16 protein-coding genes are annotated in these 24,398 nt (G+C 74.9%); 12 read left to right on the forward strand and 4 right to left on the reverse strand.

The annotated features are described in order from the left end of the window. The first annotated feature begins 265 nt into the window (after window positions 1–265). Window positions 266–2,959 carry an SdrD B-like domain-containing protein gene (locus ACIQVZ_RS28420; protein ID WP_350883274.1) on the forward strand — a complete coding sequence of 898 codons (2,694 nt, stop codon included), beginning with the start codon at window positions 266–268 and terminating at the stop codon, window positions 2,957–2,959. 188 nt (window positions 2,960–3,147) lie between these two features. Next, the gene (locus ACIQVZ_RS28425; protein ID WP_350883271.1) at window positions 3,148–3,912 is read left to right on the forward strand and encodes a hypothetical protein; all 765 of its coding nucleotides are present in this window, start codon (window positions 3,148–3,150) and stop codon (window positions 3,910–3,912) included. 42 nt (window positions 3,913–3,954) lie between these two features. Here ACIQVZ_RS28425 and ACIQVZ_RS28430 read toward each other — a convergent pair whose 3' ends face one another. Then, entirely contained in the window at window positions 3,955–5,319 is a 1,365-nt protein-coding gene (locus tag ACIQVZ_RS28430; protein WP_402453718.1) for a right-handed parallel beta-helix repeat-containing protein, read from the reverse strand. 52 nt (window positions 5,320–5,371) lie between these two features. Here ACIQVZ_RS28430 and ACIQVZ_RS28435 point away from each other — a divergent pair, with 52 nt between their 5' ends. Continuing rightward, entirely contained in the window at window positions 5,372–6,559 is a 1,188-nt protein-coding gene (locus ACIQVZ_RS28435; RefSeq protein WP_402453720.1) for a Dyp-type peroxidase, read from the forward strand. A 76-nt stretch (window positions 6,560–6,635) separates the two neighbouring features. Here the strand turns inward: ACIQVZ_RS28435 and ACIQVZ_RS28440 are convergent, their stop codons facing one another. Next, the gene (locus ACIQVZ_RS28440) at window positions 6,636–7,847 is read right to left on the reverse strand and encodes a cytochrome P450 (RefSeq protein WP_402453722.1); all 1,212 of its coding nucleotides are present in this window, start codon (window positions 7,845–7,847) and stop codon (window positions 6,636–6,638) included. Window positions 7,848–8,121: 274 nt separating this feature from the next. After that, window positions 8,122–8,454 carry a heavy-metal-associated domain-containing protein gene (locus ACIQVZ_RS28445; protein WP_402453723.1) on the reverse strand — a complete coding sequence of 111 codons (333 nt, stop codon included), beginning with the start codon at window positions 8,452–8,454 and terminating at the stop codon, window positions 8,122–8,124. A 250-nt stretch (window positions 8,455–8,704) separates the two neighbouring features. On the opposite strand from ACIQVZ_RS28445, the gene metF reads away from it, so the two are divergent. The 3 genes from metF (at window position 8,705) to ACIQVZ_RS28460 (ending at window position 13,360) form a co-directional block, all read left to right on the forward strand. Beyond that, window positions 8,705–9,646 carry a methylenetetrahydrofolate reductase [NAD(P)H] gene (gene metF / locus ACIQVZ_RS28450; RefSeq protein ID WP_402453724.1) on the forward strand — a complete coding sequence of 314 codons (942 nt, stop codon included), beginning with the start codon at window positions 8,705–8,707 and terminating at the stop codon, window positions 9,644–9,646. Between the two features lie 105 nt (window positions 9,647–9,751). Continuing rightward, entirely contained in the window at window positions 9,752–10,915 is a 1,164-nt protein-coding gene (locus ACIQVZ_RS28455) for a permease (protein WP_402453725.1), read from the forward strand. 204 nt (window positions 10,916–11,119) lie between these two features. Next, window positions 11,120–13,360 carry a heavy metal translocating P-type ATPase gene (locus ACIQVZ_RS28460; RefSeq protein ID WP_402453726.1) on the forward strand — a complete coding sequence of 747 codons (2,241 nt, stop codon included), beginning with the start codon at window positions 11,120–11,122 and terminating at the stop codon, window positions 13,358–13,360. Window positions 13,361–13,489: 129 nt separating this feature from the next. Here ACIQVZ_RS28460 and ACIQVZ_RS28465 read toward each other — a convergent pair whose 3' ends face one another. Beyond that, window positions 13,490–15,280 carry a protein kinase domain-containing protein gene (locus tag ACIQVZ_RS28465; protein WP_350883255.1) on the reverse strand — a complete coding sequence of 597 codons (1,791 nt, stop codon included), beginning with the start codon at window positions 15,278–15,280 and terminating at the stop codon, window positions 13,490–13,492. 242 nt (window positions 15,281–15,522) lie between these two features. Here ACIQVZ_RS28465 and ACIQVZ_RS28470 point away from each other — a divergent pair, with 242 nt between their 5' ends. The 6 genes from ACIQVZ_RS28470 to ACIQVZ_RS28495 all read left to right on the forward strand — a co-directional run bounded on the left by ACIQVZ_RS28470 (window position 15,523) and on the right by ACIQVZ_RS28495 (window position 24,317). Then, window positions 15,523–19,653, forward strand: coding sequence for a hypothetical protein (locus tag ACIQVZ_RS28470; protein WP_402453728.1), 4,131 nt, complete (start codon window positions 15,523–15,525; stop codon window positions 19,651–19,653). 128 nt (window positions 19,654–19,781) lie between these two features. Further along, entirely contained in the window at window positions 19,782–20,207 is a 426-nt protein-coding gene (locus tag ACIQVZ_RS28475; RefSeq protein WP_402453729.1) for a hypothetical protein, read from the forward strand. Further along, complete coding sequence (locus tag ACIQVZ_RS28480) at window positions 20,204–20,965, forward strand: nucleotide exchange factor GrpE (protein WP_402453730.1); 762 nt, start codon at window positions 20,204–20,206, stop codon at window positions 20,963–20,965. The genes ACIQVZ_RS28475 and ACIQVZ_RS28480 overlap by 4 nt, the downstream gene beginning before the upstream one ends. 45 nt (window positions 20,966–21,010) lie before the next feature. Further along, entirely contained in the window at window positions 21,011–23,578 is a 2,568-nt protein-coding gene (locus ACIQVZ_RS28485; RefSeq protein WP_402453732.1) for an Hsp70 family protein, read from the forward strand. Then, a complete protein-coding gene (locus ACIQVZ_RS28490) occupies window positions 23,575–23,985 on the forward strand; it encodes a hypothetical protein (RefSeq protein WP_402453733.1) in 411 nt (136 codons plus the stop codon). Before ACIQVZ_RS28485 ends, ACIQVZ_RS28490 begins: the two co-directional genes overlap by 4 nt. 92 nt (window positions 23,986–24,077) lie before the next feature. Beyond that, window positions 24,078–24,317, forward strand: coding sequence for a chaplin (locus ACIQVZ_RS28495; RefSeq protein WP_063346586.1), 240 nt, complete (start codon window positions 24,078–24,080; stop codon window positions 24,315–24,317). The last annotated feature ends 81 nt before the right edge of the window (window positions 24,318–24,398 follow it).

The following is a 24,398-nucleotide window of genomic DNA, read 5'->3' on the forward strand; positions in this document are numbered from 1 at the left end:
AATTCAGGTCGAAGGCGGTGTTTTCGAGCAGGGTGGTTGGTATCGGATGAGCAGGCCCCGATTCGAACTGGTGATGGAGCGGGCGTGTCGCTCTTGTCACGCATGCACATGAAGTTTCGTCAATTCCCTTGCGGAGAACTTAGATTGCCGATCTGCTGATGACTCCTGATCGGCCAGGGTGTGATAACCCGTCGATGATGAGAGCGGGACATTGGGACGAACGAGTCAGCGAACAAGGTGCGCCGCGCAGGTCGCGGCGCTGACGGTGGGACTGTCCGCCACGGCGCTGGTGACGGCGCCGGCGGCCTTTCCACAGCCCGGCGACGGGACGGTGACCGTCCGGGTGATCCGGGCGGTGGACACCAGTGGAGTGTGGACACCGGCCCTGGAGCCAGGGCTCGCGGGCGTGAAAGTGACGCTCACGGATGACGCCGGGCTGGCGATCGACGGGGTGACGGCCGCCGACGGGACGGTCACCCTGGCCCCGGCGGCGGCCAAGCCGACCGGGGGCAAGTACCGGGTGCAGGTGGTGAATCCGAAGCCCGGGGTGCTGTTCCCGGCGTTCGCCTCGCGGCAGGGGCTGGACGGCGCGCCGACCCAGCTGAGCAGCAACGAGGAGTTCGTCGACCTCTCGGGCGGCAAGAACGTGGCGTACACCACCGGGCTCTGGAACCCCGGTGACTACTGCCAGAAGAACGCGCCGCTGGTCGCGGCCTGCCAGCCGATGGACCGCGAGGGCGGGGTCCAGCGCACGCTGGTCTCCTTCCCGTACAGCGCGCGCGGCCAGGACGGTGAGGGCGTGACCGCCACGAACCTCGCCACCAACGCCGATACCGGCACGCTGTACGGCATCGCCTGGAACAAGGCCGACCGGCGGTTGTTCTCCTCGGCGGTGGCCAAGCGCACCACCGACTACGGCCCGGGCGGTGCCGGGGCGGTCTACGTCACCGACATCGCGCAGAAGAAGACGACGCTGTTCACCACCGTTCCGAACGCGGGCTCGACGGCCCACGGCGGCGGCACCGACGACGCCTTCCTCGACACGCCGGGCAAGGAGAGCCTCGGCGGCATCAAGATCACCGACGACGGCAAGGACCTGTTCGTCGTCAACCTCAACGACCGCAGGCTCTACCGCTACAACGCCACCCTGCCGGCCGCCGGGAGCCCGACGGCCTCCTACCCGATCCCCGACCCGGGCTGCCCGGCGGCGGGGGACTGGCGTCCGTTCGGCCTCGGCCTCCAGGACGGCACCGGCTACCTCGGCGGAGTGTGCTCCGGCGAGTCCACCGGCAAGCTCACCGACCTGCGCGCGGTGGTCCTGCCCTTCGACCTCGCCACCGGCGTGTTCGGCAAGCCGGTGCTGGACCAGCCGCTGGACTACCCGCGCCAGTCCACCGTCGGCGGGGGTCCGTGCGACGGCGCGGGCTGGTTCCCGTGGACGAGCACCTACCCGACCACGCAGAACGGCCGCCCGTGCGGCAACGCCACCATCGCCAACCCCGAGCCCGAGCTGGGCGAGATCACGTTCGAGACCGACGGCTCGATGCTGCTGGCCTTCCGCGACCGCTTCGGCGACCGCGCGCCGGGCGCCCCGGCGCCGGGCTCCGTCGCCGTCGTCATGTCCGGCGGTGACCTGAACAAGGCCTGCCGGGCGAACGGCACGTACGTGATGGACACCAACAACGGGTGCGGGCTCGCTCCCCGGGGCACCCGGTTCTTCGACACGAGCTGGGGCGGCCACCGCAACACGGCGTTCGCCGGCATGGCGCTCTCCAAGGTCGAGAGCACCGTCGCGGTCTCCGCCTTCGACCCCAACCACACCGCCTTCGGGTACGGCACGTCGTTCCTCCAGCGGGCGAACGGCCAGCAGGACCCGCAGTTCGGCTTCCGGCTCAACCCGGCCGGGACGGTCGCGCCGTTCGGCAAGGGCGCCTCGATGGGCGACCTGGAGGTGCTCTGCGACCAGGCGCCGCTGCAGATCGGCAACCGGGTCTGGTACGACCCCGAGCGCAAGGGCATCCAGAACCCGGGCCAGCGCCCCGTCGAGGGCGCGACCGTCCACCTCTACGACGAGTCGGGCAAGCTGGTCGGCACGACGAAGACGACGAAGCGCGGCGAGTACTACTTCGACGACTCGAACGTCACCGGCGGCCTCAAGCCGAGGACCAAGTACACGATCCGGCTCGACAACCCGGCGGACTACGCCAAGGGCGGGCCGCTCTACCAGTGGGTGCCCACCGACGCGGACGTCGGCGACAACCACTTCATCGATTCCAAGGGCCTGGTGCCGCCCGGTACGAAGTTCCCCGAGCGGGCGCTGACCACCGGCGGGCCGGGCGAGAACGACCACACCTTCGACTTCGGGTTCCGGCAGCAGGAGGGCGCGCTGCGCCTGGTCAAGCACGACCAGGACGGCAAGCCGCTGGCGGGGGCGAAGTTCCAGCTGTGGCACGACACCAACGGCACCGACGGGTTGCAGACCGGCGGTGACAAGCCCGACACGGCGGTGGGCGGCCCCTGCACGACCGGCGCCGACGGCCTCTGCCAGGGTGCCGGGGTGCCGGGGACGTACTACTGGCAGGAGCTCAGCCCGCCCGACGGCTACGCGGCTCCGGACACCACCGTGTTCGGCCCGCTGGCGCTGACCTCCGACAACCTCGCGGACGGTGTCTCGGTGACGGCGGTCAACCGGCTGCTGCCCACCCCGACGCCCACCCCGACGCCGACCCCGACGCCGACCAACTCGCCGAGCCCGACGAGTTCGCCGAGCACGCCGCCGGGGCCGACGGAGTCGCCGAGCCCGTCGACGGCGAACCCGCTGCCCCCGCCCGGGGGACAGCTGCCCAGCACCGGCGCCAGCGCCATGGTGCCGCTGGGGATCGTCGGCGGCGCGGTGCTGGTGGCGTCCGGCGGTGCGCTGGTCCTCGTCGCCCGTAAGCGCAGGGCGCGGCACCAGTAGGAAGCGGTGAGGAGGGGCGGGCCCGTGGCGCGATTCATGCCACGGGCCCGCCCGCCGCTCGTTCGCACGACGGCGACGACAGGCACGACGGCGACGACAGGCACGACGGCGACGACAGGCACGACGGCGATGGCAAGCACGCCGGCGACGACAAGCATGACGGTGATGACAAGGAGGAGGGCTGCCAGATGGCCCGCAGGAAGATCGGGAAGAGGGCACGGCTGCGCCTGCTCGTCGGGGTGGTCGGCGCGATGGTGGTCGCCGGGGCCACGGTCCTCGGGGTGACGGCCTGGGGCGAACCGGAGGAACGGGCGGTGACCATGGACGAGGCGTCCCGGCTGGCGCTGTCCCGGCTGACGCTGTACCAGGCCAGCCCGGCGGCGGTGGCGCTCACCGCGGCGGAGGGCGGCGGCGTGCAGATCCGGGTGGAGGGGGTGGTGGACTACCGCACCCGCCGGGGAGTGGGCCGCTACCAGGTCTCCGGGGCCTCGGGCCAGCTCGACCACGGCCTGATCATCTGGGACGGCGACGGCCTCGGGCTGGCCCCGGAGCCGGCCGGCTCCGGCCCCGCCTGGGAGCAGGCGGAGCACATCCCCCGCTCCGGCTGGTCGCCGCGCTCCTACACGGCGGACCCGCTGGACGCCGGGCTCGGCCTGCTGGTCCGCCTCGGCGCCGACCGGCCGGACAACCCGCTGCTGCTCGCCCAGTCCGGGGCGCGCCTGCTCGGCCGGGACCGCATCGACGGCCGCGACTACGACCGCTTCTCGGGCCCGCGCGCCCAGGGCGCCGCCCCGGACGGCGGGCCGTCGCCGCTGACCTACTGGGTCGACGGCGCCGGCTCGCTGCGCCGGGTCACCATGCGGATGACCGGCCTGGGCACCCCGACGACCGTCGACCTCACCGGGCGGCAGGACGGCGTGCGGATGCCGGAGGCGCCGTGGGCCGCCGGGTGAGGCCCCGGGGCCGCCGTTGCCGCGGCTCGCCGGGGCCCGGGCTCACCGGGGTTGCGGCACGGCGGCGGTGTCCGTGGGCAGGGCGTAGCGGTCCGGGTCGACGGGCCCCGGAAGGTCCGTCGCCGGCCGGCCCGGCGCGGCCGGGTCGGGCAGGGAGGGCTGCGCGGCCGGGGCCCGCACCTGGTGGAACGGCACGCCGGGCGGCGCCATGACGGTGGCGGGCCGGCCGCCGGGGAGCGGGCCGCGGCCCTGCGCCCCGCACGCCGCCAGGCCCTCCAACCCGTCCGGGCTCTGGGTGTCGGGCGTGTTGCCGGCGAAGCAGTTGCCGGGGTCGGTGGAGGCCAGCACGAGGTCGACGCCGTTGCCCGTGGCGCGGTTGCCCTCGACGCGGTTGCCGCTCGCCGGGTGCCCGGGCGGGTCGGTGACGATGACCCCGGCGGCGCGGTTCCCCTGGACGAGGTTGCGCAGCACCTGGTTCGCGGTGCCGCCGCCGATCCCGAGGCCGATGCCGAAGCCGCCGTCCGCCTGCTCCGGGGTGTCGGCGGCGTTGTTGTCGGCGATCACGTTCCCGGCGATCACCGCGCCGTGCTGCGGGGCGAGGGACTCCAGGTCGTTGGAGTTCACCGTCACGCCGACCCGGTTGCCGACCACCCGGTTGCCGAGGATGCTGAGCCCGTCGGAGGCGTTGGTCAGCTCGATGCCGACCGCGTTGCGCTCCACGGTGTTGCCGTGCACGAGGGTGTCGCAGGGCTTGCACTGGCCGACGTAGATCCCGGAGTCGGCCTGCCCGGAGGCGTAGGAGTCCTCGATCACGCCGCCGCGCGCGTCGAAGGCGTAGATGCCGTACAGACCGTTGTCGTACGCCGTCACCCGGGAGGCCCGGAAGCCCTGGACGGGCGGGAAGCGGCCGGTGTCCAGCGGGTCGTACGCGGAGCCGCCGGCGCCGTGCCGCTGCAGGTGCTCGTCGGTGACGCCGGTGAACAGGACGCCGTTGGCGAGGTAGCCGTGCACGGTGAGGTTCTCCACCACCGAGCCGGCGCCGGTGACGGTGATGCCGTTGACGAGCCGCACCCCGCCGTCGAGGACGACGCCGTTGCGGTCCGTCCCGCGCAGGACGATGCGCGGCTTGGTGATCCGGACGCTCTCCGGGTACACGCCCGGGTGGACCAGCACCGTGTCGCCCTCGCGCGCGACGTCCACGGCCTGCTGCACGGTCGGGAAGTCCTCCGGGACCTGGACGACCGTACCGGCCGGATGGCGCGCCTCGTCGGAGGAGGAGCCCGATGCCGCGCAGCCGGCCAGCGCGAGGGTGGCGGCGAACAGGGCCGCGGGCAGCCGTCGCAGCGGTCTCGTCGCTCGTGCAGGTGAGGGCCGGTGAGTGAGTTGACGCATCATCAGGATTTGCATGAGAGGTGTTCTATCGTCTCCAATGTCGCCCATGCATGCCGAAACCGGAAAAGTGCGGAAACAGACGGAAGCCGCCGGACCCGGTGTCGAGCGGAGGGCGCTGCTCGCGGCCGGAGCGGTGCTCGCCGCCGGACTCGGCGCCGGCGTCCAGGCGTTGGCGCACGGCGGCCACGAAGGCGCGGCGCCGCACCCGGCGGCCCCGCCACCCGGCCCGGCACCCCTCTTCCACGGCCCCCGCCAGGCCGGCGTGACCACACCGCCGCAACCCGCCACCCAGCTGCTGGCCTTCGACCTCGCACCCGCGACCACCGCCGGCGGCCGGGACGCCCTGCGCGGCCTGCTCGCGGACCTCACCCGGCTGCTGGCCGACGCGACCGCCGGGACCTCGCCGGACCTGCGGCTCCAGGGCGCCGAACCGGCCCGGCTCACCAGCCTGGTGGGCGTCGGCCCCGACCTCGCCGCCCGGCTCGGCCTGAACGTCCCGACCGCGCTCGCCGACCTGCCGGCCTTCGCCGGCGACCGCCTCGACCCGGCGCGCGGCGGCGGCGACGTCCTCCTCCAACTCTGCGGCGCCGACCGCTGGACGCTGACCGTCGTCGCCGAACTCGCCACCGCCGCCGCCCGCGCCGCCGGGGCCGCGCCCCGCTGGACCCAGTCCGGCTTCCTGCCCGCCACCGCCCCGGGCACCACCGCCCGCAACCTGTTCGGCTTCAAGGACGGCACCGCCAACCCCGACGAGCCGACCGCCCGGCAGTGGGTCTGGGGCCCGGCGGGGGCGCACGAGAACGGCACCGTCCTGGTCTACCGGCGGATCCGGATGGACGTCGCCGCCTTCGCGGCCCTCCCCGCGGACCGGCGCGACCTGGTCATCGGCCGCCGCGCGGGCGACGGCGCCCCGCTCACCGGCAGCGCCGAACACGACGAACCGGACGTCTACGCCAAGAACCCGGACGGCTCCTACGTCATCCCCGCCACCGCCCACGTCCGGCTCAGCAGCCCCCGCCTCGACGGCGGCGCGCGCATGCTCCGCCGCGGCTACAGCTACGACGACGGCCCGGACGACCGCGGCCTGCTCTTCTGCGCCTTCATGCGCGACCCCGCCCAGTTCACCCGCGTCCAGACCCGCCTCGCCACCCGCGACGCCCTCAACCCGTTCCTCCAGCACCAGGCCTCCGCCGTCGCCTACGTCCTGCCCGGCGCCCCCGAGGGCGCCACCCTGGGCGAGCAGCTCTGGGGTTGACGGGGGGCAGGGGGCTTGCCCGCGACGGCCCGAAGCCGTCGCGGGCTGCTCGCCGCGGGCGGCCCGGCGCCCCCGGCTACCAGGTGACCGGCAGCTGGGCGGGGCTGCGGGTGGTGGTGCCGAGTTGCCAGGTGAGCCGGTCGATGGGGGTGGTGAGGCGCAGGCCCGGGAGGGCGGTGGCGAGGCGGCGGAGGGATTCGCGCATCTCCAGGCGCATCCGCCAGGCGCCGAGGCAGTAGTGGGGGCCGGCGCTGAAGGCGAGGGTCGGGGCGGGCAGGGGGTGGTCGAGGCCCGCGTCGAGGCCGTCGGGGAAGACGGCGGTGTCGCGGTTGGCGCTGCCGAGGCTGACGGCGAGGACGGCGCCGGCGGGGATCCGGACGCCGCCGAGGTCGACCGGTTCGGTGGCGCGCCGGGTGGTGGCCTCGTCGTCGCCGAGCGGGATGAAGTGGAGGAGGCGTTCGGTGACGCGTTCGGTGGTGTCGGGATCGGCGAGGCGGGGCCAGTGCTCGGGGCGTTCGCCGAGCAGGTAGACGAGGGCGTTGCCGAGGGCGCCGGTGACGCTCTCGTTGCCGCTGGCGGTGAGCCCGCAGACCAGGTAGACGAGTGACTCCTCGGGGACGCCGCCGTCCTGGTCGGCGGCCTGGACGAGGCGGCTGACCAGGTCCTCGCCAGGGTGGTGGCGGCGGCGGGCGATCAACTCGCCGGTGTAGGCGGCGTATTCGGCGAGCGCCTCGGCCGGGTCCAGGGCGCCGTCCGCCGCGTCGCCGCTGTCGTCCGGGGTGCCGTCGGCGAGGATCGCCCTGGTCCAGCGGCGGAGCCGTTGCTCGTCGAGGTGGTCCGGTCCGTCGCCGTCGAGCCCCATCAGGCGGCTGGTGACGGCGAAGGGCACCGGCCGGGTGAAGGCGGTGACCAGGTCGGCGGGGGTGCCGCCGGCCGCGAGGACGTCGACGGCCTGCTGGACGCTCTCCGCGACCCAGGGCTGCCAGCCGGCGATGGCGCGTGCGGTGAAGGCCCGTTGGACGGTGCTGCGCAGCCGGCGGTGTTCCGGCCCGTCCTGGTTGAACATCGACGCCGGGTTGCTGGAGACGTCGGCGCCGCCGCCGGGGGTGCCGACGGCGGCCAGGTCGTCGCGGGTGAAGCGGGGGTCGGTGAGGGTCTGGCGGACGTCGTGGTAGCGGGTGACCAGCCAGGCGGGGGTGCCGTCGGGGAGGGTGGTGGGGTGGGGCGCCTGGGCGGGGGTGACGGGGAGTCGGTGCAACGGGGGGAGGGCGGGTGCGGCGGTGGACATGGGTCCCCTCGGGGTCGGTGGTCCGGCGCGGGATGAGAATCCAACTGTCTTATTTACGTAGATCGTTGGATTCCGCTGCTGCTTGTCCCGTTGGTCCCGATGGTAGCGATTTCACCTCCCCCGGTCAGGGTTTCACCTGGCCCGTCAGCCCGTCAGCCCGTCAGCCCGTCAGCCCGTCAGCGGGCCGGTCCGTCAGTCGGCCGGCCCGATGTCGCGCGGGCGGGTGGGGGCGCCCCCGACGGCCCTGCCGTCGGGGGCGTTCGGTGTACGGGGCCTAGCCGAGGCGGCCGACCAGGTCGTAGCCGGCCTCGTCTATGGCGGCGGCGACGGCCTCGTCGGCGAGCGACACGGTGCTGTCGACGGTGACCTTGCCGGTGGCGAGGTCCACGGCGACGTCGGTGACGCCGTCGATCTTCCGCAGTTCGGCGGTCACCGAGGTGACGCAGTGGCCGCAGGTCATGCCCTTGACCTGGAAGTCGGCCCGCCCGGCGGTCCCGGTGGCGGGGGTCTCGGTGGCGCCGGTGCCGCAGGAGCCGCAGCAGGAGGCGGTGGTCTCGGCAGTGGTCCCGGTGGCGGGGGACTCGACGGTGACGGCGGTCTCGGACATGGGGGTGCTCCTGTCATCAGTGCCGGGCGCCGGCCGCGGGTGCGGTCGGCCGCTTCGCCTGGAGAACGTACCATACCCCCCAGGGGTAATTGAGGGCGTCGCCTGCGACGGCCGCGAACGGGCTCCAGCAATCGTCAACCGATCCTTGTGGCACTCTCGTTGCGCCCTTTCGGCAGGGTGGGAGCGGCCGCCCGCATCCCGGCGGCCGGCGCCGGCAGGCGGCCGACCCCAGCACCCGAGGTGACACCCCATGGACCACACCACCCGACCCGGAGCGCGCGGCCCGCGCGGACTGCGCGAGATCCTGGCGGCCGGCGAGCGGACGTACTCCTTCGAGTTCTTCCCGGCCAAGGACGACGCCGGCGAGCGCGCCCTGTGGGCCGCGATCCGGCGGGTGGAGGCGGTCGCGCCGACCTTCGTCTCCGTCACCTACGGCGCCGGCGGCTCCTCGCGTGACCGCACCATCGAGACCACCGAGCGGATCGCCGCCCAGACCACGCTGCGGCCGGTGGCCCACCTGACCGCCGTCGGCCACTCCACCGCCGAGCTCCAGGCCGTCCTGCGCCGCTACGCGGACGTCGGGATCCGCGACGTCCTCGCCCTGCGCGGCGACCCGCCCGGCAACCCGAACGGCGTCTGGCAGCCGCACCCCCGCGGCCTGCGGCACGCCGCCGAACTGGTCGAACTGGTCAAGGGCTGCGGCGCGTTCACGGTCGGGGTGGCGGCCTTCCCGGAGCGCCACCCGCGCTCGGCGGACTGGGCGGACGACATCCGGCACTTCGTCGCCAAGTGCCGGGCGGGCGCCGACTACGCCGTCACCCAGATGTTCTTCGACGTCGAGCACTACCTGCGGCTGCGCGACCGGCTCGCCGGGGCCGGCTGCGACACCCCGGTCATCCCGGAGATCATGCCGGCCACCGACGTCCGCCAGATCGCCCGCTTCGCCGAACTCAGCGGCGCCACCTTCCCGGCGGGCCTGGCCACACGGCTGGAGGCGGCCCGCGGCGACCGGCCGGCCGCGCACCACATCGGCGTCGACCACGCCACCCGGATGGCCGAGCGTCTGCTCCGCGAGGGTGCGCCCGGCCTGCACTTCATCACGCTGAACCGCTCCACCGCGGCCCTGGAGATCCACCGCAACCTCGGGCTGGACCGGGCGGCACAGTCCTCGGCCCCGCCGGCGGCGGCCTGACGGGGGAGCGCCGGGCCCCCGGCGAGGTGCGAGGGGTGATACCCGGTACGGGTATATGGTGCTCGGCGCTGGCGAACCCGGGGCACCAGGGAAGGCGGACCCACCATGCACGCGATCCTGCACGCGCTGTCCATCGCCGGATCGATGACCTGGGAGATCACCTGGGCGCTGATCCTCGGCTTCCTGCTCTCCGCCGTCGTCCAGGCCGTCGTCCGCAAGTCCACCGTCGTCCGGCTGCTCGGCGACGACCGCCCCCGCACCCTCGGCGTCGCCGCGCTCCTCGGCGCGGCCTCCTCCTCCTGCTCGTACGCGGCCGTGGCCCTCGCCCGCTCGCTGTTCCGCAAGGGCGCGGACTTCACCGCCGCGATGGCCTTCGAGATCGCCTCGACCAACCTGGTCGTCGAACTCGGCATCATCCTGGCCCTGTTGCTCGGCTGGCAGTTCACGGCGGCCGAGTTCGTCGGCGGGCCGGTGATGATCCTCGTCCTCGCCCTGCTCTTCCGGCTGCTGCTGCGTGACCGGCTGCTGCGCGAGGCCCGCGCCCAGGCCGAACGCGGCCTGGCCGGCTCGATGGAGGGCCACGCGGCGATGGACATGTCCGTCGCCGGGGAGGGCTCCTTCGTCCGGCGGCTGCTGTCCCGGCAGGGCGTCACGGCCGTGTCGCACGTGTTCGTGATGGAGTGGGCGGCCATCCTCAAGGACCTCGTCCTCGGGCTGCTCATCGCCGGTGCCATCGCCGCCTGGGTGCCGGACTCCTTCTGGCAGGCCTTCTTCTTCGCCGACCACCCGCTCGCCGGGCGGCTGTGGGGTCCGCTGCTCGGCCCGGTGGTGGCGATGGCGTCCTTCGTCTGCTCGATCGGCAACGTGCCGCTCGCGGTGGTGCTGTGGAAGGGCGGGATCAGCTTCGGCGGGGTCGTCGCGTTCATCTTCGCGGACCTGCTGATCCTGCCGATCCTCAACATCTACCGGAAGTACTACGGCCGCCGGACGGCCCTGTTCCTGCTCGGCACCTTCTACGCGGCGATGGTGGTGGCCGGCTACACCGTCGAGTTCCTCTTCGGCGCGCTCGGCCTGGTCCCCGACCAGCGCGAGGCCGAGATCCCGATGGCGGGCATCGAGTGGAACTACACCACCTGGCTGAACATCGCCTTCCTGCTCCTCGCCGCCGCCCTGCTCGCCCGCTTCCTGCGCACCGGCGGCCGCGCCATGCTCCGGATGATGGGCGGCGAGCCCGCGGCCGGGGACGGGCACCGGCACGACCTGCGCTGACGCCCGGCGGTGGGTACCTCCCGGGGGTTTCGGGCGGGGCGGATCGCCGATCCGGAAGATACCCAGTGGGGGTATCTGCTTGTTCTGGTTACCCCTGGGGGGTATAAAGGAACTCGACGCCGACCGATACCCCCCTAGGGTATGAAGGCCGGACCGGGGACGCTCAGTACGTCCCCGGAACGACGACTGTCACGAGGAGCAACGATGACCACCCAGGCACCCGCCTCCACGGAGGTGGAACTCTCGATCGGCGGCATGACCTGCGCCTCGTGCGCGGCCCGCATCGAGAAGAAGCTGAACCGCATGGACGGCGTCTCGGCGAGCGTCAACTACGCCACCGAGAAGGCGAAGGTCGCCTTCCCCGCGGGCGTCGACGTCGCCGACCTGATCGCCACCGTCGAGGCCACCGGCTACAGCGCCGCGCTGCCGAAGCCGCCGGCCGCCGAAGGCCCGGCCGGGCAGGCCGAGTCGGCCGACGAACTCGCCCCGCTGCGCCAGCGGCTGGTCACGGCGGTGGCGCTCGCGCTGCCGGTGATCGCGATGGCGATGGTCCCGGCCCTGCAGTTCGACAACTGGCAGTGGCTGTCGCTGGTGCTGGCCGCGCCGGTGGTCACCTACGCCGCCTGGCCGTTCCACCGCGCCGCCTGGACCAACCTCAGGCACGGCGCCGCGACCATGGACACCCTGGTCTCGCTCGGCACCGGCGCCGCGTTCCTCTGGTCCCTGTGGGCGCTGTTCCTCGGCGACGCCGGGATGCCGGGCATGCGGCACGGCTTCGAGCTGACCATCGCCCGCAGCGACGGCGCGTCGAACATCTACCTGGAGGCGGCGGCCGGCGTCACCGCCTTCATCCTGGCCGGTCGCTACTTCGAGGCCCGCTCCAAGCGCACCGCGGGCGCCGCGCTCCGGGCGCTGCTGGAACTGGGCGCGAAGGACGTCACCGTGCTGCGCGGCGGGGCCGAGGTCCGGATCCCGGTCGGCGGCCTGGCCGTGGGCGACCGGTTCGTGGTCCGGCCGGGCGAGAAGATCGCCACCGACGGCACGGTGGTCGAGGGGGCCTCGGCGGTGGACGCCTCGATGCTCACCGGCGAGTCCGTACCGGTCGAGGTCGGCGTCGGCGACCAGGTCACCGGCGCCACCGTCAACGCCGGCGGCCGGCTGGTCGTCGAGGCCACCCGGATCGGCGCGGACACCCAGCTGTCCCGGATGGCCCGGCTGGTCGAGGACGCGCAGAACGGCAAGGCCGCCGCCCAGCGCCTCGCCGACCGGATCTCCGCCGTCTTCGTCCCGATCGTGATCGTCCTGGCGGTGGCCACCCTCGGCTACTGGCTGGGCACCGGCGAGGGCTGGACCGCGGCCTTCACGGCAGCGGTCGCGGTGCTGATCATCGCCTGCCCGTGCGCCCTGGGCCTGGCCACCCCGACCGCGCTGCTGGTCGGCACCGGCCGCGGCGCCCAGCTGGGCGTCCTGATCAAGGGCCCGGAGGTGCTGGAGTCCACCCGCAAGGTCGACACCATCGTCCTGGACAAGACCGGCACCGTCACCACCGGCCGGATGACCCTGCTCGCCGTACACACCGCCGAGGGCGTCGACGAGGCCGAGGCGCTGCGCCTGGCCGGCGCCCTGGAGCACGCCTCCGAGCACCCGATCGCCCGGGCGATCGCCACCGCCGCCGCCGAGGCCGGTGGACTGCCCGCGGTCGAGGGCTTCGAGAACGTGCCGGGCCTGGGCGTCCAGGGCGTGGTCGACGGCCACGCGGTGGTCGCGGGCCGGGAGGCGCTGCTGAACGACTGGTCGCAGTACCTGCCGGAGGGCCTGGCCGCGGCCAAGCGCGCCGCCGAGGCGGCCGGGCGGACCGCGATCGCGGTGGGCTGGGACGGCGAGGCCCGGGCCGTCCTGGAGGTCGCGGACGCGGTCAGGCCGACCAGCGCCGAGGCGATCGCCCGGCTGCGCGGCCTGGGCCTGACCCCCTTGCTGCTGACCGGCGACAACCGGGCGGTCGCCGAGGCCGTCGCGGCCGAGGTCGGCATCGCCCCGGAACACGTCATCGCCGAGGTCATGCCGCAGGACAAGGTGGCGACCGTCAAGCGGCTCCAGGCCGAGGGCAGGGTCGTGGCGATGGTCGGCGACGGCGTCAACGACGCGGCCGCCCTCGCCCAGGCCGACCTGGGCCTGGCGATGGGCACCGGCACCGACGCCGCGATCGAGGCCGGCGACCTCACCCTGGTCCGCGGCGACCTGCTGGCGGCGGCCGACGCCATCCGGCTCTCCCGCAAGACCCTGGCCACCATCAAGAGCAACCTGTTCTGGGCCTTCGGCTACAACGTCGCCGCCCTGCCGCTGGCCGCAGCCGGGATGCTCAACCCGATGATCGCGGGGGCCGCGATGGCCTTCTCGTCGGTCTTCGTGGTCGGCAACAGCCTGCGGCTGCGCCGCTTCCGCTGAGCCCGTCCATCCTGCTGGACCCACCCGAGCCGCCGGGGCCCCGGACCGCACCAGGTTCCGGGGCCCCGGCGCGTTCCGCTCAGCCCCGTTCAGCCCCGTTCAGCCCCGTTCAGGCCCGCGCAGCCCCGCTCAGCCCTGTTCGGGCAGCGCCACCGCCTGCCACCGGTACGCCGCGTCCTCCTGCCAGCACTGCAACTCGCCCTCCACCACCGCGGCCAGGCACAGCCGCCAGTCCTCGCCCATCGCGAGCGCGACCCGGGTGGCCGGGCGCAGCGTCGGCCGCCACCAGCGCGGCCGCCGGGAGGCGCCGCCGGCCGGCAGCCGCAGCCGGACGCCGCCCGCGCCGGCCAGCGCCACCGTCGGGCCGCCCCGGTGGCCGGCCATCGCGACGCCGAGGGAGGGCTCGCCGTCGCCGATCTCGGGGGCCGGGCCGGCCGCGCCGAGGGTGTGCAGCTGCACGGAGCCGTCCGGGCGCAGCGTGGCGGCCTGCGGGCCGGCGGAGGTGCGGGCCAGCGCCCCGGCGCGCAGGGCGCCGGGCGGCCCCAGCGGGGCGGGGCCCCGCGCCGAGCCAGGTCGCCAGCTCAGCACCCGCTCCCGGTGCTCGACCAGGACCAGCCAGGATCCGGCCCGCTCCTCCAGGGCGGCGAGCACCCGGTCGGCCGGGCAGCCGGGCAGCTCCTGGCCGGTGAGGGTGCGGCCGGGCGCCCAGCGGTAGGAGCGCAGGGCGCCACCGGCCGCCGTCCAGACCGTCATCTCCCCGGCGGAGTCGACCGCACCGGCGAGCCCGCTGACGCCGCGCGCGGCCTCCCACCAGCCGGCCGAGGTGCCGACCCAGAGCGTCCCGCCGCGGTCCTCGGCGCAGACCACCAGTTCGCCCTGGCCGCCGGCCCAGCCGGCCAGCAACTCCCGGACCGGGCCGGGCCCCTGGCCGGCCGGCAGGCGTTGCCCGTGGTGTCCGGGGCCGGCCAGTGCGGTGCCGTCGGCGCCGCCGGTGACCAGCAGCGGCCGGCCGGCCCGGTCGGGCAGGACGGCCAGGCCCGCGGTGCGCGTCACCGGCCGGCGCGAGCGCAGGAGTTCGCGTCCGCGGCCCACCCAGGGGCCGAGCGGGGAGGGGCGGCGGTCCGGTTCGCGGGCGAGCGGTTCGCAGGCCCAACGCGCCAGGTCCTCGCCGTAGCCGGCGGCCAGGAGTTCGGCGCGGGCCTGTTCGGCGGCGAGCCGGTGGTCGAGCCGGCCGTGGTCGGGCAGCAGCAGGGTGCGGGCGAGGGTGCCGACCGCGAACAGGTCCTTGGCGGTGGTGGGGAAGCCGCCGACCTGCTCGGCCTCCGGCGGGACGTGCCCGGGGGTGAACACCGCGACGGTGAGGGTGTGGTCGAGCGGGGCCAGGAAGGTCAGGTCGATCAGCTTGACCTGGTTCTGGGCGTCCACCAGGACGTTGGCGGGGGAGATGTCGCGGTGCACCCAGCGTTTGCGGTGCAGTTCGTCGACGATCCGGCAGAGCCGGGCCAGCACCTCGGCCACCGCCGCCGGGCCGCCGCGCTGGGTGCGGGCCCAGGTGTGCAGCGGCACGCCCTCGACCCAGGGGGAGATCTGGTAGCCGAGCAGCCCGGCGGAGGGCGCGGCGCCGGGCCGGTGCGGGGAGGGGCCGAGCAGGAAGCTGGGCACCACCAGGTCGGTCACGCCCAGGCGGTGGGCGTTGTGCGAGACGTCGTCCCAGCGGCCGAGCCAGCGCCGCACCTCGGAGGGGTCGCGCTCCAGCATGATCTTCGCGGCGACGATTTCCTTGAGCCCGCTGTGGCCGGTCCGCACCGCCCGCCACACCTCGGCCTCGCCGCCCCGGTGGTGGAATTCCAGGAGCTCGTACTGCTCGGGGTCGAACTCCGGCCCGAACCGGAGCCCGGGCACCCAACGCGACTCGGACACGCATCCCCCGACTGGTCCCTGTTGGCCTGTTCGCCCTGACCCGGCCTCGGACCGGTTCCCGCGCGGTGGTTCTCGCACCGCTTCCGCTGCGTCGCCCAGGATAGTGCTCGATTCTGTTCGTCTGTCCGGTGGAGGGCCTATTCTGATGGGCGCCCGAGCAACATCGAAACGGCGTCAAGTCATGTTCACACACCGCGTGTTGATCATCGAGTGGCGTATTTCCAAGCGCAGGGGGACGGTGCATGGTGCAGCTCGCGGTGCTGCTGGTCGTGGTGGCACTGGCCGGTGCGGCAGCCGTCGTACTGGCCCGCCGCCGACGGAGCCTGGACGCCCAGGCCGTGGCCAAGGCGCTGGCCGCGGCCGCCGAACGGCTCGCCGCCGGCAAGGCCCCGCAGGCCCGTCGCCGCTACGCGCGCCTCGCCCAACGGCTCGCCGCCGGCCCCGAGGAACTGCGCCCGCAACGCGGCCTCGCCCTGCTCGGCCAGGCCGAGGCCACCGTCCCCACCGGCGACCGGCAGGCCACCCTCGCCCTGCACCGCGAGGCCTTCCCGCTGCTCGCCGACCCGGCCCGGCAACTGCCCCGGTGGAGCCTGCACCGCCTCGCCGAGGAGCGGATATCCGCCCCCGAGGGCGACCTCGGGCCGCTGCTCGCCTTCCTCCAGGCCACCGCCGGCGGCGCCGAACCCGGCGAGGAGGCCGCGGCCGCCGCCCGCGCCACGGACTGGCTCCAGCGGCGCTGCCGCGAGGGCTCCCCCGAGCAGCGCGAGAGCGCCACCACCCGGTCGCTGGCCGCGCTGCCCGGCCGGGACTGGCCGGTCCTGGCCCGGGCCGCCCTGCTGCGCGGCACCGACCGCGCCGCCGAGGCCGAGACCCTGCTCGCCGCGTCCGCCCCCGGCGGCAGTGGCGAACTCTGGTTCCGCTGGGGCGCCCAGCTGTTCACCCTGCACCGGGACGAACCCGCCGTCGCCGCCTTCGACGAGGCGCTGCGCCGCGGCCCCGGCGAGCCCTCCCCGTGGGGGCGCGGCCCGGCGCTGCGCACCGAGAGCCTGCTCTTCCGGGGCCTGGCCCGGCAGCGGCTCGGCGCCACCGACGCCGCCTGGTCCGACCTCGCGGCCGCCGCCACCGAGACTCCCGGCGATCCCCGCCCCCGCTACGCCCTCGGCCGGCTCGCCCTGCTGCTCGGCGCCGACGACCAGGCCCGGGACCAGTTCACCGCCGCCCTGACCGTCCAACCCTCCTTCGCCCCGGCCCGGTTCGGCCTCGCCCTGGTGCACGAGCGGGCCGCGCGCCCCGCCGAGGCGGCCGCCGACTACCGCACCGGCCTCGGCCTCGCCCCCGACTGGCGCCCCGCCCGGGTCCGGCTCGGCGCGGCCCTGCTCGCCGCCGGGCAGGCCGCCGAGGCCGCGCCCGTGCTCGGTGCCGAGGCGGACGTCGAACCGGACTCCCGCTGGGCCCGGATCGCCGCCTTCCACCACGGTCTCGCCCTCGCCCGCACCGGCGACCCGGCCGGCGCCCTGGCCCGCTGGGAGCCGCTGCACGACGAGGACCTGCGCGAACGGCAGGCCCTGGCCCGCGACCGGCTCGCCCGCACCCGGCTGGCCAACGACCCGGTGGCCGCCCGGGAGCTCTGGCAGCAGGCCGCCGCCGACCACCCGGCCGCCCCCGGCTACCGGGCCGCGCTGCGCGAGGCCGCCCTGCGCGAGGCCGCGCACCTGCTGATCACCGGCCGCGACCGGCCCGAACCGCGCGAGCGGGCCGCCGCCGCCCTCGCCCTCGCCGACACCCTGGCCGGCTCCGTCACCCACCGGCAGGCCCGGCTGCGCGCGGCCCTCGCCCTGGCCGGGGGCTCCACCGAACCGCTGGGCACCCTGCTCGACGCCGCCACCGGGCCGCGCGACCGCTACCACCTGGCCGCCGCCGCCCTGCTGACGGGCCGTCCGGTCCAGACCATCGCCCTGCTCGCCCCGCTCGCCCCCGACCCGGCCGGCGACCCGGCTCTCGCCCGGCTGCGGGCGCTGCTCGCCGAACGGGCCGGCAACTGGTCCGCCGCACTGGACTGGTACCGCCACTTCCTGACCGCCGGCCAGACCTCCGAACCGCCGCAGCCCCCGCCCGCGACGGCCGGCTGCGCCGTCTGCCCCGCCCCCGCCACCGGTGCCTGCGCCGGCTGCGGCCGGGAGGTCTGCGCCGCCCACCTGCACGGCCCCGCCGACGGCGCCTCGCCGCGCTGCGTGCGCTGCGCAGGCCCCGCGCTGCGCGCCGTCCTGGACTGCGCCCGCCGGGCCGGCGTGCCCGAGCAGGCCGAACCCGTCCTCGCCGCCTGGGCGCAGGCCCTCGGCGACAGCCCCGCCGCCGCGCCCGTACGGCTGGACCTCGCCCTGCTGCGGGCCGAACTCGGCCGACTGGACGAGGCGTTGGCCGACCTTCCGGCGGACGCCGCCGCCGCGCACGGCGCCGTCCTGATCCGCCGGGCCGGGGCCGCCCTCGACGCCGGGGAGCCCGGACGCGCGGCCGTCGACCTGCGCCAGGCCCTCACCCTCGCCCCGGGCCGACCGCAGGCCGCCGCCGCGCTCGTCCTGCTCGCCGAGCACGAGGCCCACCAGCACGCCGTCGAGGGCCGCCACCGCGAGGCCTGGGACGGCTACCGCGCCCTGCTGCTCAAGGACCCGGCCCACCCCCGACTGCTGCACGCGCTCGGCCTGGCCGGCTACCGGCTCGCGGTCTCCCTCCAGACGGGCCCGGAAACCCCGGAAGGCCCGGACGAGCGGATCTGGACCTGGACGCTCGGCTGCCTGGTCGCCGCCCTGCACCAGCCCGACCTGTGGGCGGAGTCCGCCCGGATCACCGGCCGCCCGGCCGAACCGCAGCGGATGTCCACCGCCCGCAGCGCGCTCACCGACCGCCTCCGCGAGGACCTGCGCGCCCTGGACCGGGCCGCCGGCCGCACCGGCGACGAGGTCACCGCCTGGACCCTGCGCCTCGGCATGGAGGCGCACAGCGCCGACGCCTTCGCCCAGGAGGACGTCCGGATCACCCTGCCCGGCCGCCCCGCCCGGCGCCTCGCCCTCGGCCCCGCACTCGACCGGCTGCTCCGCCAGGAGCCCGAACTCGCCGCCTGGGCGGCCGGGTTCGACGAGGCCGTACGGGCCTGGCGGCGACCGGAAACCCCCGACGGGCACCCGCTGACCAGGGCCCTCGGCCTGTTCGGCGACCTCGGCCCGCAGCGCTACCTGCTCCTCCAGGGCCGCCAGGCCGCCGCCGTCGGCGCCCTGGACGCGGTGCCCGAGGCCGAACGCGGGACGGGCTGGCGGAACCTGCTCGGCGAGAGCCTGGTCAGCGAGGCCCGCGAGCACCACCGCAACCAGGACTGGCGCGAGGCCCTGGACTGCCTCACCCGCGCCCGGGCCGTGCCCGGCGCCGTGCTGCCCGCCGACGCGCCCGCGATCGCCGCCGAGTCCGGCGTCCGGGCCGCCCGCGCCCTGCTCAAGAGCAGCGACGACGACCAGGCGGGCGCCACCGAACTCCTGGAGAAGGCCCTCGCGCTGGCCCCCGACCACCCCGAGGTGCGCGGCGACCTCGGTGCCACCTACGCCCAGTGGGCCCGCAAGATCAACAACGAGGACAAGGACTACCCCCGCGCCCTGGTCCTGCTGCGCAAGAGCATGGAACTCGCCCCCGGCGACCCGACCGCCGTCCACTTCCTGGAGGCCGCCCTCGGCAACCGGGCCAGCCAGCTCAGCCGCCCCGACGCCCCCGAAGCGGAACTGGAGGAGGCCGCCGACGCGTGGCGGGAGCTGATCGCGCTCAACCCCGACCCGGACCACCGGCTCGGCCTCGCCTTCGTGCTGCGCCACCTCTCCCGCATCGCCGCCTTCGCGGACCACCGCGCCCTCGCCGTCGCCCGGATGGCGGAAGCCCTGCGCGCCGACCCGGAATGGGACGGCGACACCGAGGAGGAGGCCCCGCGCCGGGTCGCCGTGATGCTGGCCAACCACATGCTGGACAACCTCCAGAGCAGCCCGTTCACCACCCAGGCCGCCATGCTCCAGAAGGCCAGGTCCTACGACGACTCGGCCGAGATCCGGCGCCTGATGGTCAGCGTCTGGCGCGGCGAGGCCATCGGCCACTACGAGGCCCACCGCTACCCTGACGCGATCCGGCTGCTGTCGGAGGCGCTCGCGCTGTCCCGCGCCCCGGAGGACGTCGCCAAGCTGCACGTCGAACTCAGCGTCGTCTACAGCTCCTACGCCGTCAGCCGGGCCAACCTGCGCCAGTTCCGGGAGGCCCGCTCGCTGATCCGCCAGGCCGTCGAGTACAGCCCGGACGACCGCGACCTGCGCGCCCTGCAACGGAGGATCGGCGCACTGCGCTGACGGCAACCGCGGAGCCGCCGCCGTCGTCGTAGCCCATGCGTCCGTCCCTGATCCGCGGTCGCAGCCAAACCCCGAGCCACAACCAACTTCTGAGCAATCGTCAGCCGTGAGGAGAGAAGCCGCCCGCCATGCCACTGCACGAACCGTCGCCGTACGAGGTCCTGGGCGTTGCGCTCACGGCCGGCGTGCGCGAGATCAACCTCGCCGTCGGCCCGGCGATGAAGGCCGGCCGCTACAGCCGCCAGCAGATCCAGGACGCCGCCGCCCTGCTGCGCAACCCCGACCGGCGGCTGGAGCTGGACCTCCAGCGCCCCCTGCCGCCGGAGCCGGTCGACCAGGCCGCCGAACTGCTGGCGCCCGCCCTCGCCGAACCGCTGCTGGTCGTCGAACGCCCGCCGCTGCCGCCGGCCGCCGCCCTCCTGGTGCTGCACCGGGCCGAGGCGGCGGCCGACTTCGCCGAACCCGCCCCCGGCCGCGGCGACCCCGAACCGCCCGTCCCCGCCCGCTACGCGGCCGACCTGTCCGTGCTGCCGCAGATCGAGGTACCCGAATGACCGACACGCCGACCGCTCCCGCGCCCGACGGCCACCGGCCGCTGGACGTCCCGCAGCGCGCCCTGGAGGTCGACCTCGACCAGGCGTTCAGCCAACTGCTGTACCGGGCCTCGCTCCTGCAGCGCCTGCGGGCCGAGGAGGCGCAGACCGCCCGGGCCACCCAGCGGGACCTGCTGGGCATCCTGGTCGAGGTGGACGACGCCCTCGCCGCGCTCGGCCTGGACCGGGAACTGGTGCTGCTCGGGCGCGGCGCCGGGATCGAGGCCACCCGCCGGCGGCTGCTCGGCCGCCTCGCCAAGGCCGGGGTGCGCCCGATGCGGCTGGAGGGGCTGGCGGCGGACCCTGCGCTGACCGAGATCGTCGGCACCGAGCCGCGCCCCGGGGTGGCACCGGAGACGGTCGTCCGGACGGTGGTCACCGGGTTCTTCTGGGAGGAGGAGGTGCTGCGCCGCGCCCAGGTCGTCGTGGCCACGGTGCCCGAGCCCGCACCGGCGGGGGAGCCGGTCCTCGCGGAGGACGTCGAGCGGGCCCTGAAGCCCGCACCGGAGCAGGCCGCGGCGCCGGGTCGTGAGACAGCGGCCGCCGGGCCCGAGGACACCGGGCCCACGGACACCGGGCCCACGGAAGCCGAAGGCGAGGACGGCGGCCCCGAAGCAGCCGCCGCGCCGGTGAACCCCGCCGCCCGCGCCACGGCGGCCCCGCCCCGGGCCCGCCGGAAGGGAACGGCCGCGGGCAGCCGGCGCAAGCGGAAGAAGTAGCCAGGACCACGAGGGGCAAGACACGAGGGGCAAGAGGGGAACGACATGTACCGCACACTCGGCATCGACCTGGGCACCACCAACTCGGTGGTGGCCCACCTGCGCCGGGGCGAGCCGGAGATCATCTTCAACCGGCAGAACCAGGAGGCCACGCCCTCCGTGGTCGGCAGCGGCCGCAAGGGCGAACTGCTGGTCGGCTCCACGGCGCGCAGCCGGGTCGCCATCGACGGCGCCAACGTGATCCGCTCGGTGAAGCGCTTCATGGGCCGCAAGTTCAAGGACCCGCAGGTCCAGGCCGCCCTCAAGGAGGTCGACTACAAGGTCACGGCCGGCACCGACGGCGACGTCAACGTCTGGTTCAACGGCCGCTCCTACACCCCGATCGAGATCTCCGCGATCATCCTGCACCGCCTCAAGGAGGACGCCGAGCAGCGCTTCGGCGAGCCCTTCCACCGGGCCGTCATCACCGTCCCCGCGTACTTCGGAGAACGGCAGGTCGCCGCCACCCAGGAGGCGGGCCGGCTGGCCGGCCTGCACGTGCTGCGGATCATCAACGAGCCGACCGCCGCCGCGCTCGCCTACGGGATCACCTCCGAGGCCGGCGACGAGGGCCGGACCGTCCTGGTCTACGACCTCGGCGGCGGCACCTTCGACATCTCCATCCTGCTGCTGGTGCCCGGCTCGGTCTCGGTGCTCGGCATCGAGGGCGACAACCTGCTCGGCGGCGACGACTTCGACCGGGCCATCACCACCGCGCTGCTGGAGGACATCCGCGAGGAGTACGGCGCGGACTACCAGCCGGACCTGCGGGACCGCCCCAAGATCGCCTCCACGGCCGAGACCATCAAGATCGAGCTCTCCCACCAGGAGGCCTCCGAGGTGATCCTGCCCGGCCTCGGCGCCGGCCAGCTGGTGCTGGAGACGGAGTTCGAACGGGCCCGCTTCGAGGAGCTGATCGAGGCCCGGATCGAACGCACCATCGAGCTGACCCACAAGGCCATCATGCAGGCCAACCTCACCGTCGGGGACATCGACGAGGTGGTGCTGGTCGGCGGCTCCACCGCGATCCCGCTGGTGGCCCGGCGGCTCGGCGAGGTCTTCGGGCCGCGCCGGATCCGGCGCGGCGTCAACCCGATGCAGTGCGTGGCGCTCGGCGCGGCCGTGCAGTCCGCGCTGGTCGGCGAGGTGGAGTGCCCCGAGTGCCGGGCCCCCGGCGACCTCTCCGCCTCCAACTGCGCCAACTGCGCCACCACGCTGCTCGGCGGGCCCCGGGTCTCCTGCACCGGCTGCCACCTCCCGGTCGACGCCGAGGCCGCCGCCTGCCCCAAGTGCGGTCAGGATCTCGGCGGTTCGGCCGCCGGCGCGGCCATCCCGGCGCAGTCCCAGGCGGCTACCGCCGTACGCGGCGACAACTGCCCGCGCTGCGGCACCCCCGCCGCCCCCGGCGTCACCGCCTGCGAACTGTGCGGCGAGGCACTCGACTCCGCCGCACCCGGGCAGACCAAGGCCGCCTCGACCGCCGCCGAGGACGTCGGCCTGCGCTGCGCCGCCTGCGGCGTGGTCAACCCGCCCGGCAGCGAGACCTGCCAGGGCTGCGGCGAGCTGATGCAGGTCACCAACCCGTTCGACATCACCCCGAAGAACCTCGGCATCGAGCTCAACGACGGCCGGCTGGCCGTCATCATCCCCAAGAACACCAGCTACCCGACCAGTTCGCCGGTCAGCCGCGAGTTCGTGGTCTCCGGCAGCGGCCGCCAGCGGCTGGAGATCGCGGTCTACGAGGGCGAGCACGAGATCGCCCAGCAGAACGAGCTGATCGGCCACCTGACCCTGCGGCTGCCCGCCGGGCTCGGCGGCCGCACCCCGGTGGAGGTGTCCTTCGGCCTCGACCGGGACCGCACCATCACCCTGTCGGTACGGATCCAGGGCGGCGACGAGAAGACCGTCAAGCTGGAGCGCGTCACCCTCGACCCCGAGCTCAAGGTCCAGGTCGAGGAGCAGCAGCGGCAGATCGAGACCTTCACCGACCGCTGGGGCGGCGAGCTCACCGAGGCCGAGATGCGCGAGGCGCAGCGCCTCATGGACAGCCTGGACGACCTGGCCGCCGGCCAGACCCGTGGCCAGTCGGTGGACGAGGCGCTGGAGCGGGCCCAGCGCCAGCTCAAGGCCCAGCGCTGGGTGCGCGGCTCGGAGGCGTACCTCAGCCTGTTCATCCACTACTGCGAGAAGCACCTCGACCCGAGCGACCTCGACCGGCTGCGGTCGGTGGCCGCCGACCTGCGGCTACGCCGGGAGGCGGCCGACTGGGAGGGCGCCATGCGCGCCGCCCAGCGGGCCGACGAGCTGTGCGACTCGCTCGGGCACACCTTCCGGATGCTCACCATGTGCAACGTCTACGTCAACCAGAACATGGTCTCGCCGGCGCTGGCCCAGCGGATCATGGCCGAGCTGCGCGGGCTGGACGAGGCGGTGGAGTCGGCCAACATGGAGGCCGCCAACCAGCACAGCTCGGCGCTGCTGGCGTTGTACGCGCAGGCGCAGCGGGAGCTGGGCAGCGAGCCGCTCGCGGAGTCGCTCGGCCCGGTCCGCCCGGAGGAGGCCGGTCCGCGATGAGCTCCGACGTGACTCCGTCCGACCTGACTCCGTCCGAGGTACCACCGTCCGGGGTGTACCCGTCCGGCGTGCACCCGATCGGCGGGCGGGCCGCCGAGGTTGCGCCGATCGAGGTGCTCTGCCCGCAGTGCGCCGTCCCGGCGGACCCGCAGGGCCTGCGCTGCCCGTCCTGCCGGGAGGATCTCGGCGTGCTGTTCCGGCTGCGTTACGCCGCCCGGATCGACTACAACCGGGCGCTGGCGGCGCTGGCGGCCGGTGACGGGGCGTTCGCGCTCGGACTGCTGCACCGCGCGGTGGCGGCCGAACCGGGGCTCGAACCGGCCCGGGACCTGCTGGAACGGGTGAGCGCGTCCGGGTCCGCGGGGCCGGAGCCGGGGGAGCGGGAGGGCGACACGCCCTCTGAGTGACCAATTCGGCCGTTCCCGGCCTGCCATCGAGTTCGATCGGTGCGAGTGTGTTCGTCACATGGATGTTCGCTGCCCTCACAAGGAGTGACGCAATGCGTATTCGTACCACCCTCGCCGCCACCGCCCTCGCCGCCGTGGCCGTTCTGGCCGGTGCCGGCACCGCCGCCGCGGGCGACGCGACCGCGAACGGTGTCGCGTTCGGTTCCCCCGGCGTGCTCTCCGGCAACCAGATCCAGATCCCGATCAACCTCGAGGCCAACGTCTGCGGCAACTCGATCGGCATCATCAGCATCCTCAACCCGGCCTTCGGCAACACCTGCATCAACGGTTGACCCGACTGCTGGGGCCGTCCGCCGAACCCCGGCGGGCGGCCCCAGCATCGTGTCCGCACCCCCGTTCGGGGGTGGCGGCGC

This window comes from Kitasatospora sp. NPDC098663, assembly GCF_044760075.1.
Taxonomy (GTDB): domain Bacteria; phylum Actinomycetota; class Actinomycetes; order Streptomycetales; family Streptomycetaceae; genus Kitasatospora.